This is a genomic window from Limnobacter sp., assembly GCF_046297615.1.
GTDB lineage: Bacteria > Pseudomonadota > Gammaproteobacteria > Burkholderiales > Burkholderiaceae_B > Limnobacter.
Genome location: NZ_JBKBHM010000002.1, coordinates 636219 through 652368, shown reverse-complemented (window position 1 = coordinate 652368; position 16150 = coordinate 636219). Strand labels below are relative to the sequence as shown.

The window sequence follows — 16150 nt, the reverse complement described above, 5'->3', positions numbered from 1 at the left end:
GATCCGCAATCATGACGAACTCGGTCTATGGAATCGCGCTCAGCGGGCTGAATGCAGCCCGGTCTGGCCTGGCCACCACATCGAACAACATTGCCAACGCCAACACCGTGGGCTACAACCGCCAGCAGGTCATCCAGCAGGCGCGCCCCTCCTTTGGCAGTGACATTGGTTACATCGGGCAGGGCGTGGATATTGAGTCCGTGCAGCGGGTTTACTCCGAGTTTCTGAATGCGCAGGAGCAGAAAGCGACGTCCGAGTACGCATTCTTCAATGCCAAGTATTCCCAGATTTCCCGTGTCGATGGCCTCATTGCCGACGACACCTCGGGCCTGTCCAGTGCGCTCAGCGATTTCTTCTCGGCGGCACAAACCCTCAGCACCTCGCCCGGCGACTTGCCTGCGCGCCAGAATTTTTTATCTGCCGCCGATTCCCTGGCAGGCCGCTTTAACAGCTTGAATGCGGTGTTGGATGACTTGCGTGCAGCCACCAACCTTCAAGTGAAAGACACAGTGACGCAGATCAATGACGTCACTGGTCAGATTGCAGAATTGAATGACCGCATCGTGGCGGTGAAATCGCAAGACTTCAACAGTGGCGCACCCAACGACTTGATGGACAAGCGCGATGCGCTCATCAAGCAATTGGCCGAGCAGGTGCAAGTCACCCGCGTGAACATGGACGATGGATCGGTCAATCTGTTTTTGGGCAACGGTCAACCTTTGGTGGTCAAGACCAACGCCTTCAAAGTGTCCACCGAGGTTGACCCGCAAGACCCTAAAAATCTGCTGGTGGGCACCACTCAAGTGGTGAACGGGCAGAACAGGCTGATCACGCTGGACCCAAGCACACTGGGCAAAGGCGCTTTGGCTGGTTACCTGAGCTTTCGCGAAACCGAACTGGCGGAGTACCAAAACACGGTGGGCCTGATGGCGGCCCGCATTGGTGAAGCGGTGAACACCGTGCAGCAAGCCGGTGTGGACCTGGATGGCAATGCCGGGCAAGCCTTGTTTGCCTTTGGCACCGGTTCTTTGGTCAGCGGCGTGTCTCGTGTGGTGCCGAACACTGCCAACAGCACCACCAACCCCACCACCGTCTCCATGCGCAGCATCGACCTGAGCAAAGTGTCTGCGGTGGACTATGAAGTCACCATCGTGGGCGGCCAACCGCAGTATCGGGTACAGGGCTCAGGCTCGCCATTCACGGCAGCCAACTTGGTCAACGATCCGGGCGGCGACTACTACGAAATTCGCGATTCTTCGAACGCACCCATTCTGAGCTTTCAACTGAGCAATGCCAGCCCGCAGAACGGCGACACCTTCACGCTGATGCCCACCCGCGATGCAGCACAGAACATGCGGATGGCACTGAGCAAGCCCAATGAGGTGGCGGCGTCGTCCACCACCAACGCCAGTGTGGGCAACAACGAGAACATCAAGGCCATCAACGCCCTACAGAATCAGCGCACGCTGTTTCAGTCCAATGGTGCAGCCGGTGTGTCGATTTCTGACGCCTTCAACCAACTGGTCAGCAAGGTGGGTAATAAAGCCCGGGAATTGAAAGTGTCTACAGAGTCCCGTGAGGTACTGCTCAACCAAGTGGTGGAAACCCGCGATGCGTTGTCCGGTGTGAACATGGACGAAGAAGCCGCCAACCTGCTCAAGTATCAACAGGCCTATCAGGCCGCAGGCCGAGTCATTTCCCTGTCCAAGGAAATGTTCGAGCAGATCCTGCAAATCTTCTGATCAAGGTGAATGAACATGGCCATCAATCGCGTCAGCACCAACCAATACTTTCGGCTAACCACCGAACGCATGTCCAAGCAGCAAAGTGAGCTGATCAAGATTCAAGGGCAGTTGGCCACCGGCCAGCGTGTGCTCAAGCCGTCGGATGACCCACTGGCCATGTCCACCGCCTTGGGTGCCAAGGCCAGTCAGCGAGTGATCGACAGTTTCCAGTCCAACATTGTGTACCTGAACAACCAGTTGGGCCAAATGGACATCGCCTTGGGCTCTGCCAGCGACATCATGGTGCAGATCAAGCAAACCATGTTGTCGGCAGGCAATGCCACCATGACGCCTTCAGACCGTGAAATTCTCGCGCAAGACCTGGAAGGCCGGCTGGATGAGTTGCGCGGCATTGCCAATCGGCAGGACGCCAATGGCAACTACCTGTTCGCAGGCACTTACGAAAACCAGGAGCCCTACCAGACCCCCAACCCACCTGCGGTGACAGGCCGCTTTCTGGAGCAGCCCAACGCCACCGCTGCGGCTGCTGTCGAAGGCCGCAGTGTCGAAGTGGCCCGAGGCCGCTCGATTGACACCAACATCACCGGCTACCAGTTGTTCACTGACCCAGCCAGTGGCGAGGATGCTTTCGAAGTGTTGCGTGATGCGATCAGCCTGCTGCGCAACCCGGGCTTCCCCAACGGGCAGGAAGGCGCTACACCCAGCGACACCTACAAAAAAGCCTTTGACGATCGCCGGGCCCAACTGGATTCGATTTTTGACCAGGTTCAACTGGGCCGAACCAAAGTGGGTGTGCGTTTGCGTGAAGCCGAGACCTTGGACCAGATTAATGCCGCCGCACAAACCGAACTGGAACGCGTGGCTGGCGAGGCTGTGGGTTTGGACTATGCCAAGGCCATCAGTGAACTGTCGCAAGGGCAGTTGCAGTTACAGGCCTCTCAGCAAAGCTTCGCGTCCACGTCTCAGTTGAGTTTGTTCAGCTTCCTGAAGTAAGCCAACACAACCCAGCGCAGAAAAAAACAAAGGGGCCCATGTGGCCCCTTTTGCATATGAGAGCAGTCTGGCCTGCTCAGATCAAGCCATTTTCCAAGGCGTAACGGGTTAACTCTCCGTTGGTTTTCATGCGCATTTTTTCCAGAATTCGCGCCCGGTAAACGCTCACGGTTTTGGGGCTTAGGTTCAGTTCATCGGCAATTTCGCTGAGCTTCTTGCCGGCGGCAATCAGTCGAATGGTTTGGAATTCACGGTCGCTCAAGCTGGTGTGCAGCGGCTTTTCCGTGTCTTCAGTCAAATGGCTGGCCAACGATTCAGCCAACTCGGCGGTGATGTATTTCCGGCCTGCTGCAATCACCTGAATTGCATCCACCAGTTTCTCCGGGGCGGTGTTCTTGGTCAGGTAACCCGAGGCACCTGCTTTCAGGCTGCGCACCGCATATTGGTCCTCAGGGTGCATGGACAGCATCAGGATTTTCAAGGCAGGGTACTTGTCTTTCAGCACCTTCACCACGTCCACCCCGTTTTTGCCCGGCATGGAAATGTCCAGAATGGCCACCTCCACCTCGGGGTGCAGGGTCATGGCTTTCATGATCTCGGCGTATTCGCCGGCCTGTGCCACCACCTGAATGTACCCAGTGTCCTCAAGCAACTGCTTCAAGCTGCCTCGCAGCAAGGCGTGATCATCCGCCAGAAGTACCTTAATCATGAGCCGTCTCATCCCTGTCTTGTGTTCTCGGTAGGGACACCATCACGGTGGTGCCCTGTCCCGGTGCGCCGCTGACATCAACCCACCCTTCGAAAGCGGCCACGCGTTCCTGCATGCCCCGCAGTCCAAAAGAAGTGTCCTTCAGCTTGTCGGTATTTTCAATGCCCTTGCCATCGTCCCTGATTTCCAGCGAAACCTCGTCGTCTGTGACGAACAGTTCCACAGCCACCAGCGAGGCTTGCGCATGCTTGACTATATTCGTCAATGCTTCTTGCAAAATCCTGAAAAGAGCGGTGTTTTGCTCCCCACTCAGGCTCAACTCCTCAACATTGCAGGCAAAGCGCGTGTTGATTTGACTGCGTTTTTCAAAATCCTTCAACTGCCAGTCCAGGGCTGGAATCAAACCGTAGTCCAGAATACCTGGCCGCAATGCCTTCGCAATCCGTTGGCTGCTGGCCAACAGGTGCTCAATCAGCGTCAGCATGTCGTCCAGCCGTTCTTCAACCGCAGGGCTGGCGGGCAGGCTTTTGTTCAGCCAAGCCACATCGGCCTTCAACTTGGTGAGCGAACCGCCCATGTCGTCGTGAATCTCACGCGCAATGGCGCCGCGTTCTTCCTCCCGGCGCTTTTCAAACTCGTGGGTCACTTGTCGCAGGTCAGCCTGCGCTTTCAGCAACTTGGCCTCAGCCTGTTTTCGGTCGGAAATGTCCAGCAACACACCATCCCAGGTCCAATCCCGGCCTTGTCGGCGTGCCACCGCGTTGATATAGCCCCAGCGGTTTTCCCCCCGGCCCGGTTTAAGCCGTCCTTCCCAAATCAGGTGCTGCCCCTCAGTCACGCGGCCCAGTAAATCCTCGAACAACAGGGCGGTGTCTTCTTCCTCAAACTGCTCGAAAAACAGGTGGGGGTTTTCCAGAAAATGGCGTGGGGGCAGGCCAAACAGGCGCAGGGCCCCTTCACTGACGAAGGGCACTTGCGGGCGCAGCAAATCCGCCCCGGTGATCATTTGAAATATCACCCCGGGAATGTTTTCAGCAATCGCCGAAAAACGGCGTTCCGATTCCCGCTGGGCCATTTCAGCCGCAGCCAGGTTACGGCGTTCATTGGCCGCTTTCAATGACCGTTCGATGGCTGGCACCAGCCGCGCCATCTTGTCTTTCATCAGGTAGTCGTCGGCACCTGCCCGCATGGCTTCAACCGCCACATGCTCGCCGATGCTGCCCGACACAATGATGAATGGAATGTCCAGGCCCGTGTCGCGCACCATCTTCAGGGCTTCTTCTGAGCCGAAGCCCGGCAGGTTGTGGTCTGAAATCACCACTTGCCATTCTTCGTGCGACAGCCGGTGCTTCAGGTCTTCAAGCCGGTCCACGCGCGCCGACACGTACTTCAGGCCACCTTGTTTAAGCCTGTAGCAAATCAACTCGTAATCCGAGTCATTGTCCTCGACAACCAGCACACGCAGGCCATCGTCCGAGAACCGGCTCAGATCGAGTAGGGAAGAGGGAATCCCAGTGTGTTTGTCCATGCGTCCACTGTGCCTGATTGGCCCTTTGACCAAAGCTCAAAGAGGCCGGGTTTCACCGGTTTAATTCGGTCTTCTTGAGTCTGGAGTGTAGCGGAACATCATGGGGTAGGGAACTCACCCCAGCGGTAGGCCCAGCCCGTTCAATCACACAGGGATCGCCAGTCAATGAGCAACAGCCTCTTCAAGTTCGACAAGCCGGCACAAGGCTCCTCCTTGTCTCAGGTCAGTGCAGCCAAACAGGTGGTCGCCTCATTGGGGAAAACCCTTTTGCAGGATGAATCCGCTGGCCGTGAATTTGAATTCTCCGACCGTGATTTTGAACGCGTGCGCCTCATGATTCTCAAGGTGGCCGGTATTTCACTGGCTGCCAGCAAACAAAGCATGGTGTACAGCCGCCTGGCCCGCCGCTTGCGGGCCTGTAACCACACCCGCTTTGGCCCCTATCTGGACCATCTGGAAAACAGCCCATCCAGCCCTGAGTGGGAACATTTCACCAACGCGCTGACCACCAACCTGACCTCGTTTTACCGCGAAGCCCATCACTTTGAGCTGCTGAAAAAGCAACTTCAGGGCCTTAGCCACAAGTCACGTATCGAAATTTGGTGCAGTGCCGCTTCAACCGGGGAAGAGCCTTACACCTTGGCCATCACCGCCATGGAAGCGTTTCAAAGCCTGAACCCGCCTGTGCGTATCTTGGCCACCGACATCGACACCAAAGTGCTGGAGCATGGCCGACAGGGCGTGTACAAGATGGACCAGGTTGAGAAAATTCCCCAGGACATTCTTCGCCGCTATTTTCTGAGGGGCAAAGGCGACAACGACGGCCTGATTCGTGTGCGCCCCGAGCTTCAATCCATCATCACCTTCCGCCGCCTGAACCTCATGGACAGCCATTGGGCCCTCCGCCCCGGCTTTGACGCCGTGTTTTGTCGCAATGTGATGATCTACTTTGAAAAGGATGTGCAAATGGCCATCCTCAAGCGTTTCGCACCCCTGATGAACACCGGGGGCTTGTTGTACGCCGGCCATTCAGAAAACTTTGCCATGGCCCGGGACTACTTCACCCTCAAGGGCAAGACGGTGTATTCGGTCAATGACGACAAAGCGTTCAAAGGTGGCGATGCCAACCCCGCTGGCGCTGCAAGCCGGTTCACGGGGGCCTGATGACCCGTTTCCCCCGTGTTCATCTCATGCCCGGCGAATGCAAGGTGTCGTGGGAGCCTGTGGTGTTTACCACCCTGCTTGGGTCCTGCGTGTCAGCGTGCCTGCACGACCAGCGCCTCAAAATTGGTGGCATGAACCATTTTATGTTGCCCGATGTACCAGCCCGTGACGACTCGCTGGGTGAGAAAACCCGATGCATGCGTTATGGCCTTTACGCCATGGAACGATTGATCAACGACCTTGTGCACTTGGGCGCCCGCCGGGCTGACCTGGTGTGCAAAGTATTCGGCGGTGCCAACATGACCGGGTCGTTAAGCACCCAGAACATCGGTCAGCGTAACGCCGATTTTGTACTCCAGTTTCTGCGTCAGGACGGCATCCCCGTCATTGCGCAAGACCTCAACGGCACCCACAGCCGACGCATTCAGTTCAACTCCGCCACCAACGCCGTGCGGATCGAGCGGGTGCCCTCGGCCGACAGCCAAGCCATACGCCTGGAACGCAGCTATCTGCGGTCCATCAACCAGGACCCCGTTGCCGGGGACATCGTCTTTTTTTGAAGGGCCCGCACCATGAACAAAATCAAAGTGGTGGTTGTTGACGATTCAGCGCTCATCCGCAACCTGCTGACCAAAATCATCAACGCCCAACCCGATATGGAAACAGTGGCCACTGCCCCCGACCCTTTTGTGGCGCGTGACCAGATTCGCAAGTTCAACCCGGATGTCATCACCTTGGACATTGAAATGCCCAAGATGGACGGCATTGAATTTCTGGAGCGCATCATGCGCCTTCGCCCCACGCCCGTCGTCATGGTGTCCACCCTGACTGCAAGGGGCGCAGATGTCACATTCCGTGCGCTGGAATTGGGTGCGGTGGATTTCGTCACCAAGCCCAAGCTGGACATCAACCAGGGCATGCTGAACTACGCCAACGAAATCACCGACAAAATCCGTGCGGCCCACGCTGCACGCCACCGCTTGAAACTGCTGCCGCACAAACCTCTGGGTGAAATGACCGCCACGGCACAGGCCAAGCCCGCTCAAACCGCTGCGCTGGGCAACCGGTTTGCCGCCACTGAAAAACTGGTGTTGATTGGGTCGTCCACTGGCGGCACCGAGGCGCTGCGCGTCATTCTCGAACAGATGCCCACAGACAGCCCAGCCATCATGATTACCCAGCACATGCCTGCCGGTTTTACCCGCAGCTTTGCGGACCGACTCAACCAGATCTGCCAAATCACGGTCAAAGAGGCGGAACACGGCGAACGTGTCTTGCCCGGCCATGCCTACATTGCGCCCGGCGATCAGCATTTGCAACTGGCACGAAACGGGGCCAATTACGTGTGCCACCTGTCAGCCGGTGAACCCGTGAACCGCCATCGCCCCTCGGTTGAAGTGTTGTTCCGGTCGGGCATCGAAGTGTCGCCCAAGAACATCATCGGCATCATGCTCACCGGCATGGGCAAGGATGGTGCGCAGGCCATGGCCGACTTGCGCAAGGCCGGGGCCTACAACATCTGTCAGGACGAAGCCAGTTGCGTGGTGTTCGGCATGCCGCGCGAAGCCATCGCCTTGGGCGCGGCTGATGAGGTGTCGCCTCTGAATCAGATTCCCCGAAGGCTCCTGGAGCAATTGAACAAAATTGGCGGGCGGGCCGCCATTCGGGTGTGAAGGTGTTCAGGCCTTGCGCATTGGCTGGTCTACCAGCCAGTCCAGCAGCGCCTGAAGGGGCAGGGGGCGGCTAAGCAGATAGCCCTGCATACGGTCACAACCCATGGCCAGCAGGGCGTCCATCTGCTCGGTGCTTTCAACACCCTCGGCCTGTACCGTCAGGCCCAGTGCATGGGCCAGGTCGATGATGGCCTGCACGATTTTTTGGCTGTGTGGGTTGTGGGCAATGTCGGTCACAAAACTGCGGTCCACCTTCAACACATCCATCGGCAGGTTTTTCAGATAATTCAACGTGGCGTAGCCCGTGCCAAAGTCATCCATCGCCACGCTGCAGCCCGCCTCTCTCAGGCGCTGCAGCGACTGTATGGTAGCCGCAGCATTTCCCAAAGCAGACGATTCCGTCACTTCCACCTCCAGCCACCCTGCACGCAGGCCTGCCACGCTCAAACTGCTCAGACAGTGCTCGGCAAACAGCGGGTTGTCAAACTGCCGGGGTGAACAGTTGACCGAGCAACGCAAGGCGAAACCCGCTTCATGCAGGCTGCGTAAGGCACTCAGACTGTGCTGCAGAACCCATTGGCCCAAGGCTTCCGTCAAACCCGAGTCCTCGGCGGTGTTCACAAACTCAACCGGGTAGATCAGCCCCAAGTCCGGGTGGCTCCAGCGCACCAGTGCCTCAACGCTGCAAATGCTGCCAGTGGCACAGTCCTGCACCGGTTGAAACATCAGGGTTAACTCGTTTTGTTCCAAGGCCCGTGCCAGCCCTGTTTCAATCAGCTTTCGGCGTTTTGCAGTGGCGTGCAGGCTGTCCTTCAAGGCCTCGGTCAACGGCAATTGCTGTTGCGCCAGGTTCAGTGCCACCGACTGTGCGTGGCTGACCCACTGCCCCGGCAACTGTCCATCCAGGCCGGGCCGCGCCAAACCGATCCGCAACTGCGGCCGCATACGAACGCCCCGCACATCAATCGAATCGGTCAGTGCGTGTTCAATCGCATCCAGCCGAACATGGTGCTCATCGTTCAGCGCAGCCCAGTTAAACCCGCTGGTGATCCCTACCAGCAAAGAGTCCGACCACGCCCCGATCAATTCACCTCCGCACAGCCTGCCCAGCCGCTGGCTTAACTGATTCATCACATGGTGGTGCGTCGCCGGGTCCGCGCTGAGGTTGTGTAATTGCTCCCGCGACAACTGAACCGAGATCAAAGCCAGCGTGCTGCCACCTGTCGGGTCCAGCGGAGCCCGCATTTTGAGCGCCTGAGCCAGTCCTCGCCTGTTGAGCAGGCCAGAATCCTGGTCAATGAACAGCGCACGATTGCGGGCCACCTGCAAGTCCCGTTTCTCTGCCTCCAGTTGTTTGACCATGGCTGCAGTGGGCGCTGTCAGCGCGGCCGGGTCCAGCTCGTTCTGTTCCGGTTTGACGGTCATGAGGTGTGGTGCAGTGTGCAGAAGCGGTGTTCAACTTCGGGTATCCTGACGGCTCCACCATTCAATGTCCAGTGTCGTAAACCATGAGCAAGGCCTTTACCCGCGAAAGTGAGTCCGATCAGGATGATGAGGGTCAGGATGGCGTACCCGCGTTGCCCCAAGGGCTGAAGAATTACATGACCCCGTCGGGCTACAAACGCCTGCGCGATGAGCTCATTCATTTGGTGAAAGTGGAGCGGCCCGAAGTGGTGTCGGTGGTGTCGTGGGCGGCTTCCAATGGGGATCGCTCCGAAAACGGCGATTACCTCTACGGCAAAAAGCGGTTGCGGGAAATTGACCGGCGTATTCGCTTTCTCACCAAGCGCACCGAGATTGCCGAAGTGGTGGACCCCGCCACCCAGCAGGGTTTGGAGAGTGTGTTTTTCGGTGCGACCGTCACCTACCTGAACGGCAAAGGCGACGAGCTGACCGTCAAAATTGTGGGGGTGGACGAGGTTAACCCGGCCCAAGCCCACATCAGCTGGATCTCCCCGGTGGCGCGTGCCTTGCTGAAAGCCAAAGTGGGCGATGTGGTGGTGGTACAAACCCCGGCTGGCCCTGATGAACTCGAAGTGCTGGCCATTGACTACCTGATTGACTAAGGCGCGGATACTGAGGCTTATTGAGGCCTAATGAGGGCCTCCCGATGAACCCGCACTGGGCACCAAGTTACGTGTTTTCACAAAGTTTTTGCCCTTAACCCGGGCCACCCGTTCCACGCATTCCTGTCGGCGCAAGGCCATCAGAATGCGGGCCAGGTGAATACGGTCAGTCACCTGAACCGTGAAGTGCAATAGCTTGCGGTTCACGGTTTCGTCGCTCATGGTCAAGTTGGTGATGTTGGCCCCCATGTCCGAGAAGGTGGCTGCCACAATCGCCAGGGCCCCTTTTTCATTGAGTACCTGCAAGTCCACATTCACATCGAATGCGCGTTCAATGTTGTCGTCCCAGGTCAGGTCCGTCCATCGGTCAGGTTCTTTGCGGATGGCTTTGCGGGCGGTTTCGCACTCTGCCGTGTGCACCACCAAGCCCGAGCCTTTGCGCACATAGCCAATGATCGCGTCCCCAGGAATGGGCAAACAACAGGGTGCGCGCTGCACCGACATGCCTTCACAGCCAGTGACCACAATTGGTGCCCGGGGGCCGTTGGGGCCTTGAGTGGCTTGGTCTACCCGTGCGTCAGACCTGCCCAGTGCCATCAGCACCCGGCGGGCCACCACTGGGGCCACACGCCGGCCAGCGCCGATGTCAGACAGCAATTCTTCACGGCTGGACACCTGTGTGTCCTTCATCAACCGGTCCCAGGCCTCATTGCTCATGGATTCCAGTGTGAGGTCATCCGCCTCCAAAGCCTGGTTCAGCAGGCGGTGGCCCAAGCGCACCGTATCTTCCAGGTTCATGGTTTTCAGGTAATGGCGAATTTCGGAACGGGCTTTGCCCGACCGCACGAAACTCAGCCAGACCGGGTTGGGGCGTGCATGGGACGAGGTGATGATTTCCACCACATCGCCACTTTTCAGCACGGTCCGCAACGGTTCAATAACCTGATTGATACGCGCTGCCACACAGCGGTTGCCCACATCGGTGTGCACCGCGTAGGCAAAGTCCACCACCGTGGCACCCCGGGGCAGGCTCATGATCTTGCCGTTGGGCGTGAACACGTACACCGCGTCGGGGAACAGGTCCACCTTGATGTGTTCCAGAAACTCGGCAGAATCGCCAGTCTGGTTCTGAATGTCCAACAGGCTTTGAAGCAGACGGTGAGTTTGGGTTTGCAGGGTATTCAACCCTTCGCCATCACCCTTGTACAACCAATGGGACGCCACACCCTTTTCAGCCACTTGGTGCATTTCCTGGGTGCGAATCTGAAACTCCACAGGTGTGCCATAAGGGCCAAGCAGCGTGGTGTGCAGGCTTTGGTAGCCGTTCACCTTGGGAATGGCAATGTAATCCTTGAATTTGCCGGGCACGGGCTTGAACAACTGGTGCAAAGCGCCCAAGGCCAGGTAGCAGTTGGGCATGTCTTTCACCACCACCCGAAAGCCGTACACATCCAGCACTTGGGAAAAGCTCAGCCGCTTTTCGATCATTTTGCGATAGATGCCGTACAGTGCTTTTTCCCGGCCATACACTTGGCATTCCACACGGGAATCGTTCAGGCATTTTTCCACCGACTCCAGAATCTTGCCCACCACCTCGCGCCGGTTACCCCGTGCCGCCAACACCGCCTTTTTCAGGGTGCGGTAGCGCAGGGGGTAGGCGTGCTGGAAGCTCAAGTCCTGTAATTCGCGGTAAATCTCGTTCAAGCCCAAGCGGTGGGCGATGGGGGCATAAATCTCCATCGTTTCCAGGGCAATGCGCCGCTTTTTCGCCGGGCTCATGATGTCCAGCGTGCGCATGTTGTGCAGGCGGTCGGCCAGCTTCACCAGAATGACCCGAAGGTCACGGGCCATGGCCAGCAGCATTTTCCGGAAGTTTTCGGCCTGGGCTTCCTCGCGGGAGGAAAACTCCATCTTGTCCAGTTTGGACAGGCCATCGACCAGTTCGGCCACTTGGGGGCCAAAGCGCTCGATCAAGTCTTGTTTCGTGGCGCCAGAATCCTCCATCACATCATGAAGGAGGGCGGCTTGAATGGCTTGGCTGTCCAATCGCCAACTGGCGCACAGCTCGGCCACGGCAATGGGGTGGGTGACGTAAGGTTCGCCAGTGGCCCGGAACTGGCCCAAGTGGGCCGAATCCGAGAATTTGTAGGCTTCGCGCACACGTTTGATCTCGGCCTCGGGCAAGTACCCCGAGGCGAGACCAATCAGCTGGGCGATGGAGACTACCCCGCTGTTTCGTTGGCCGGCTGTCTTAGGCTCCGACTGCGCTTCCCTGGTTGGCATCAACCTCATTCAAACCTTCAACACCTCTGGAAGTCCATTGTGACGGATTTACTTCTGATCCGGCAAGACGATATTGACTTCCAGCATTTCCATATTGCCTTGTTTTTGCAGATTAAATTTAATCCCATCCTGATCAATTTTCACGTACTTGGCAATCACTTGCATCAATTCGTCGCGCAATTGGGGCAGAAAGTCGGGCCCATCGGTGCCCACCCGTTCCCGCGCAATGATCAGGGAGAGTCGTTCTTTTGCAACATTGGCGGACTTTTTCTTCTCGCCAAACAGCATGGTCAACAGGGACATGGCGCTTAACCCCCAAACAGACGCTTGAACAGGCCGGGTTTCTCGTAATCCACGAAACGCAGGGGCTTGGTTTCACCCAGGAAACGGGAAACACAGTCGTGGTACGCCTCGGCTGCTTCGTTGGTTTCTGCGTGGATCACCGGCATGCCTTGGTTGGACGATTGCAGCACGGTTTCAGACTCGGGAATCACGCCCAGCAGTTGGATGCGCAGCAGGTCAGCCACGTCGGTGTAGCTCAGCATTTCTCCGTCTTGGGCGCGCTTGGCCGAGTAACGGGTGATCAGCAGGTGTTCTTTCACCGGTTCGCCGCCTTCACGCGCGCGTTTACTTTTGGCCTGCAGGATGCCGATGATGCGGTCTGAGTCGCGAACAGAGGACACTTCCGGGTTGGTCACCACAATGGCTTCATCCGCGAATGTGAGGGCCATCACCGCGCCGCGCTCAATACCGGCCGGGCTGTCGCACACAATGTATTCAAAACCCATGTCGGACAGGTCTTTGATGACTTTCTCCACGCCTTCCTCGGTCAGCGCGTCTTTGTCGCGGGTTTGCGAGGCGGGCAGGATGGACAGCATTGGGCAATGCTTGTCCTTGATCAGGGCCTGGTTCAGTGTGGCTTCGTCATTGATGACGTTGACCAGGTCGTACACCACGCGGCGCTCGCAGCCCATGATCAGGTCGAGGTTGCGCAGGCCCACGTCAAAGTCGATGACCACGGTCTTGAAACCACGAAGGGCCAGGCCGGAGGCAAAGCTCGCACTGGTGGTTGTTTTTCCCACGCCACCCTTACCGGATGTGACGACAATGACTCGACTCACGACTTGTTCTCCTAACGGATGTTGATGGATTTGAGCCTGAGGCTTTCAGGCTCTTGATGTTGGTCCAGAAACACCAGGGTTGGCTTGGACTGGTTTTCCGGTGGAAAACCGCCTTCGAATGTTAAATAGTAACCTGCCACGGCCACGAGTTCGGGCTCAAAGCAGGTGGAAAGTATCCGGGCGTCCCGATCACCAGCCGCACCGGCCAATGCACGGCCCCGAAGCACGCCGTACACATGCACATTGCCGTCGGCAATCACTTCCGCACCGGCGGACACCTGCCCCATGATGATGAGGTCTGCGCCTTGGGCATAAATTTTCTGGCCACTGCGCACTGGTTGGTCAATCACCAGCGTACGTCGGGCCTCGGTGGGCTCAGCGTCTGCGGGGGCGTCGGCCTGTGAACCCACGTTCTCGGGGCTTTCAGGCTCCTGCTGGGTTGCCTGGGCAACGGCTTCAGTCACAGGCTCAGCTTCCTCGGCGGGTTGCGCCGTGGCTGTGCCGGGGGTTGGTTCGGCAGGTGCAGGGCTGGCAGAGGCAGGGGCCTCAAGCCGAAGGCCCAATTGCTCGGCCTCTTCGTCAAAAACACTCAGGCTGGACCGAACTTCCACCAGGTTCACACCGGCTTTTTGAAACACCGCCTGAAAGGCTTTCAGGGTCAGTTCGTATTCGGCAACCTCGGCTTCATTCCAGGCGCTCAGGTCCAGAATGGCGGGCTCGGCATAGTAAATGCCGGGTGTGGGGCCGAGGCGTTTTTTGAGTTGGTCCAGCAGGTCGCCCACGGGGGCAGGGCGGGGCGCGAAGGCCACGGCTTTGGTGGTGGCAAATCGAATGTCCAGTGAGGCGCTGGTGGAAGTGTTCAAGGCCGGTTCAATCCCTGCGATGGTCCGTTCTGGAGGCCCGTGACGGGTGCCAAAGTACAAAAGCCCGAGCGTTGCCCGGGCTTTGCTGGTTCAGTGTAAGGGGTTTAGCTGGGCACGCGTTTCAGCATTTCCACGCCAACCTCACCACTGGCGATTTCGCGCAGTGCAGTCACAGTGGGCTTGTCGCGGCCAGCGCTCACCTTGGGGGTGTGGCCTTGGGCCAGCATGCGGGCGCGGTAGGCGGCGGCCAGGGCCAGTTGGAAACGGTTGGGGATTTGCTTGAGGCAATCTTCAACGGTAATACGTGCCATCTTCAGGTGTTCCTTACAGTCCAATGTTCTTGAGTTGCTGGCCGTGCCGCGCCATTTGCTGGTTGAAACGGCAGCGTGCGGCCACAACGATGGATTTCAGTTCAAGCAATGCCTGATCAAAATCATCGTTCAGGATAACATAATCGAAGCGCCGGGCCTGCTCGATCTCCAATTGTGCGGCGCCCAATCGCTTCAGAATCACCTCTTCAGCGTCAGTGCCCCGGCCTCGAAGCCGCCTTTCCAGCTCTTCCATGCTGGGTGGCAGAATGAAAATCGACACCACGTTGGGCACCTTGCGCACCACTTGCTCGGCGCCTTGCCAGTCAATTTCCAGCAGCACGTCGCGGTCGGCCGCCATCTGCGATTCCACCCAGGCTTTGGAAGTGCCGTAGTAGTTGCCGTGCACATGGGCCCATTCCAGAAAACCGCCTTCTTCGCGCAGGTGTTCAAACTGCGGTACGCCAATGAAGTGATAGTCCACGCCGTCCTGTTCACCCGGTCGGGCTGGCCGGGTGGTGCTGGAGATGGAAAGTCCGATGCCGCTGACCTCGGCCAGCAGTGCCTTCACCAAAGACGATTTACCCGCACCCGATGGGGCGCTGACGATGAACAGGCTACCCGCGTAGTGTGGGCTGGCACCGGGCTGTTGCAATTGGTTCATGATGCAGTGTTCGTGGGGGTATGTGACACAGTGTAAGTCAGCAGGCCCGTTTGCGGGTCACCTGTTTAAGGCAGGCCGGGCTCGCCGATGGCCTTATTCCAGGTTCTGTACCTGTTCGCGGAACTGTTCAACCAGCACTTTGAGGTCAATGCTGGCTTGGGTTTGGGCAATGGCGTGGGCTTTGCTGCCCAAGGTGTTGGCTTCCCGGTTCAGTTCCTGGGTCAGGAAATCCAGCCGCTTACCCACCAATCCGCCAGTGTTCAAAATACGGCGCACTTCGGCAAAGTGGGTGTTCAGGCGGTCCATTTCCTCGGTCACGTCAATGCGCACGCTGTGCAAGGCCACTTCCTGGCGCACCCGCTCGTTCAGGTCTTCAGTGCTTAACTGGGCGCCGCGTTCCTGCAGCACTTTGTCCAGGCTTTCGTTCATGCGTTCGCGAATTTTCTGTTCGTAATGGGCCAGAAACTCGGGCAGTTGGGGCTTGAGGTGTTCCAACACCTCGGCCATGCCATTCACTTTGTCCAGCAGCACCTGGGTCAGTTGTTCGCCTTCCCGTTCGCGGGCCGCGCGCAGTGCGCTGACGGCTTGGTCGCACAGGCTGGCCATGATCTCGGCCAGTTCTTCGCCCTGCAGGCTGTTGTCTTCAACCACACCGGGCCAATTCAGAATTTCTGTGATCCGAAAGCCCTGTGCGCGGGGCAGTGCCGATTGAATGGCGGCTTCCAGATTGCCCAGCAATTTAACCTGTTCCAGGTCAACCTTGGGAATGCGCTTTTCGCCCTCGCTGCGGCCCCAGGACACGCGGCATTCCACTTTGCCCCGACTGAGGGCAGCCATCAACTTTTCACGCAGCAGGGGCTCAGTCACGCGCAAGTCGTCGGGCATGCGAAAGTTCAGGTCCAGAAACCGGGAGTTTACGCTGCGCAGCTCGATGGTCAGCGTGCCTGCACGGGTGACGCGCTGCACATTCGCATAACCGGTCATGCTGGCCACAGGGCCCTTCTTGGTGTCCTGGGATTTGCGTGTGTTCATG

The 16150-nt window shown here is 58.0% G+C and carries 16 protein-coding genes; 6 read left to right on the top strand and 10 right to left on the bottom strand.

What is annotated here, in order from left to right; translation table 11 throughout:
- The first annotated feature begins 11 nt into the window (after nt 1-11).
- Together flgK and flgL are read left to right on the top strand one after the other, a co-directional pair.
- Nucleotides 12-1742: a flagellar hook-associated protein FlgK gene (flgK, locus tag ACK4FF_RS07010; RefSeq protein WP_409706453.1), complete on the top strand. Its 1731-nt coding sequence runs from the start codon at nt 12-14 to the stop codon at nt 1740-1742.
- A 15-nt stretch (nt 1743-1757) separates the two neighbouring features.
- A complete protein-coding gene (flgL, locus tag ACK4FF_RS07005) occupies nt 1758-2738 on the top strand; it encodes a flagellar hook-associated protein FlgL (RefSeq protein WP_409706450.1) in 981 nt (326 codons plus the stop codon).
- A gap of 76 nt (nt 2739-2814) precedes the next feature.
- Here flgL and ACK4FF_RS07000 read toward each other — a convergent pair whose 3' ends face one another.
- Together ACK4FF_RS07000 and ACK4FF_RS06995 are read right to left on the bottom strand one after the other, a co-directional pair.
- Nucleotides 2815-3447 (bottom strand): response regulator, encoded by a 633-nt coding sequence (locus tag ACK4FF_RS07000; RefSeq protein ID WP_409706447.1) that lies wholly within the window; start codon nt 3445-3447, stop codon nt 2815-2817.
- Complete coding sequence (locus ACK4FF_RS06995; RefSeq protein WP_409706444.1) at nt 3440-4975, bottom strand: ATP-binding protein; 1536 nt, start codon at nt 4973-4975, stop codon at nt 3440-3442. The genes ACK4FF_RS07000 and ACK4FF_RS06995 overlap by 8 nt, the downstream gene beginning before the upstream one ends.
- Nucleotides 4976-5140: 165 nt before the next feature.
- Between ACK4FF_RS06995 and ACK4FF_RS06990 the strand changes: the two genes are divergently transcribed.
- Genes ACK4FF_RS06990 through ACK4FF_RS06980 form a run of 3 tightly spaced genes read left to right on the top strand, consistent with a single transcriptional unit; the run spans nt 5141 to nt 7812 of the window.
- The gene (locus ACK4FF_RS06990) at nt 5141-6139 is read left to right on the top strand and encodes a CheR family methyltransferase (RefSeq protein WP_409706441.1); all 999 of its coding nucleotides are present in this window, start codon (nt 5141-5143) and stop codon (nt 6137-6139) included.
- A complete protein-coding gene (locus ACK4FF_RS06985; RefSeq protein ID WP_409706438.1) occupies nt 6139-6699 on the top strand; it encodes a chemoreceptor glutamine deamidase CheD in 561 nt (186 codons plus the stop codon). The genes ACK4FF_RS06990 and ACK4FF_RS06985 overlap by 1 nt, the downstream gene beginning before the upstream one ends.
- A 12-nt stretch (nt 6700-6711) precedes the next feature.
- Entirely contained in the window at nt 6712-7812 is a 1101-nt protein-coding gene (locus tag ACK4FF_RS06980) for a chemotaxis response regulator protein-glutamate methylesterase (protein WP_409706435.1), read from the top strand.
- Nucleotides 7813-7818: 6 nt separating this feature from the next.
- Here ACK4FF_RS06980 and ACK4FF_RS06975 read toward each other — a convergent pair whose 3' ends face one another.
- On the bottom strand, nt 7819-9237 hold the full coding sequence (locus tag ACK4FF_RS06975; protein ID WP_409706432.1) for a putative bifunctional diguanylate cyclase/phosphodiesterase: 1419 nt from the start codon (nt 9235-9237) through the stop codon (nt 7819-7821).
- A gap of 83 nt (nt 9238-9320) precedes the next feature.
- Here ACK4FF_RS06975 and greB point away from each other — a divergent pair, with 83 nt between their 5' ends.
- Complete coding sequence (gene greB, locus ACK4FF_RS06970; RefSeq protein WP_409706429.1) at nt 9321-9878, top strand: transcription elongation factor GreB; 558 nt, start codon at nt 9321-9323, stop codon at nt 9876-9878.
- A 27-nt stretch (nt 9879-9905) separates the two neighbouring features.
- On the opposite strand, the gene ACK4FF_RS06965 is transcribed toward greB, so the two are convergent.
- From ACK4FF_RS06965 to ACK4FF_RS06935, 7 genes are all read right to left on the bottom strand, one after another.
- Complete coding sequence (locus ACK4FF_RS06965) at nt 9906-12161, bottom strand: RelA/SpoT family protein (protein ID WP_409706426.1); 2256 nt, start codon at nt 12159-12161, stop codon at nt 9906-9908.
- Nucleotides 12162-12209: 48 nt separating this feature from the next.
- On the bottom strand, nt 12210-12464 hold the full coding sequence (gene minE / locus ACK4FF_RS06960; protein WP_409706423.1) for a cell division topological specificity factor MinE: 255 nt from the start codon (nt 12462-12464) through the stop codon (nt 12210-12212).
- 5 nt (nt 12465-12469) lie between these two features.
- On the bottom strand, nt 12470-13282 hold the full coding sequence (gene minD, locus ACK4FF_RS06955) for a septum site-determining protein MinD (RefSeq protein WP_409706420.1): 813 nt from the start codon (nt 13280-13282) through the stop codon (nt 12470-12472).
- An 11-nt stretch (nt 13283-13293) separates the two neighbouring features.
- Nucleotides 13294-14145, bottom strand: coding sequence for a septum site-determining protein MinC (gene minC, locus ACK4FF_RS06950; protein WP_409706417.1), 852 nt, complete (start codon nt 14143-14145; stop codon nt 13294-13296).
- A gap of 104 nt (nt 14146-14249) precedes the next feature.
- Entirely contained in the window at nt 14250-14456 is a 207-nt protein-coding gene (gene rpoZ, locus ACK4FF_RS06945) for a DNA-directed RNA polymerase subunit omega (RefSeq protein WP_409706414.1), read from the bottom strand.
- Between the two features lie 13 nt (nt 14457-14469).
- The gene (gene gmk / locus ACK4FF_RS06940; protein ID WP_409706411.1) at nt 14470-15117 is read right to left on the bottom strand and encodes a guanylate kinase; all 648 of its coding nucleotides are present in this window, start codon (nt 15115-15117) and stop codon (nt 14470-14472) included.
- A gap of 93 nt (nt 15118-15210) precedes the next feature.
- Nucleotides 15211-16149, bottom strand: coding sequence for a YicC/YloC family endoribonuclease (locus ACK4FF_RS06935; protein ID WP_409706408.1), 939 nt, complete (start codon nt 16147-16149; stop codon nt 15211-15213).
- Nucleotide 16150: the final 1 nt, after the last annotated feature.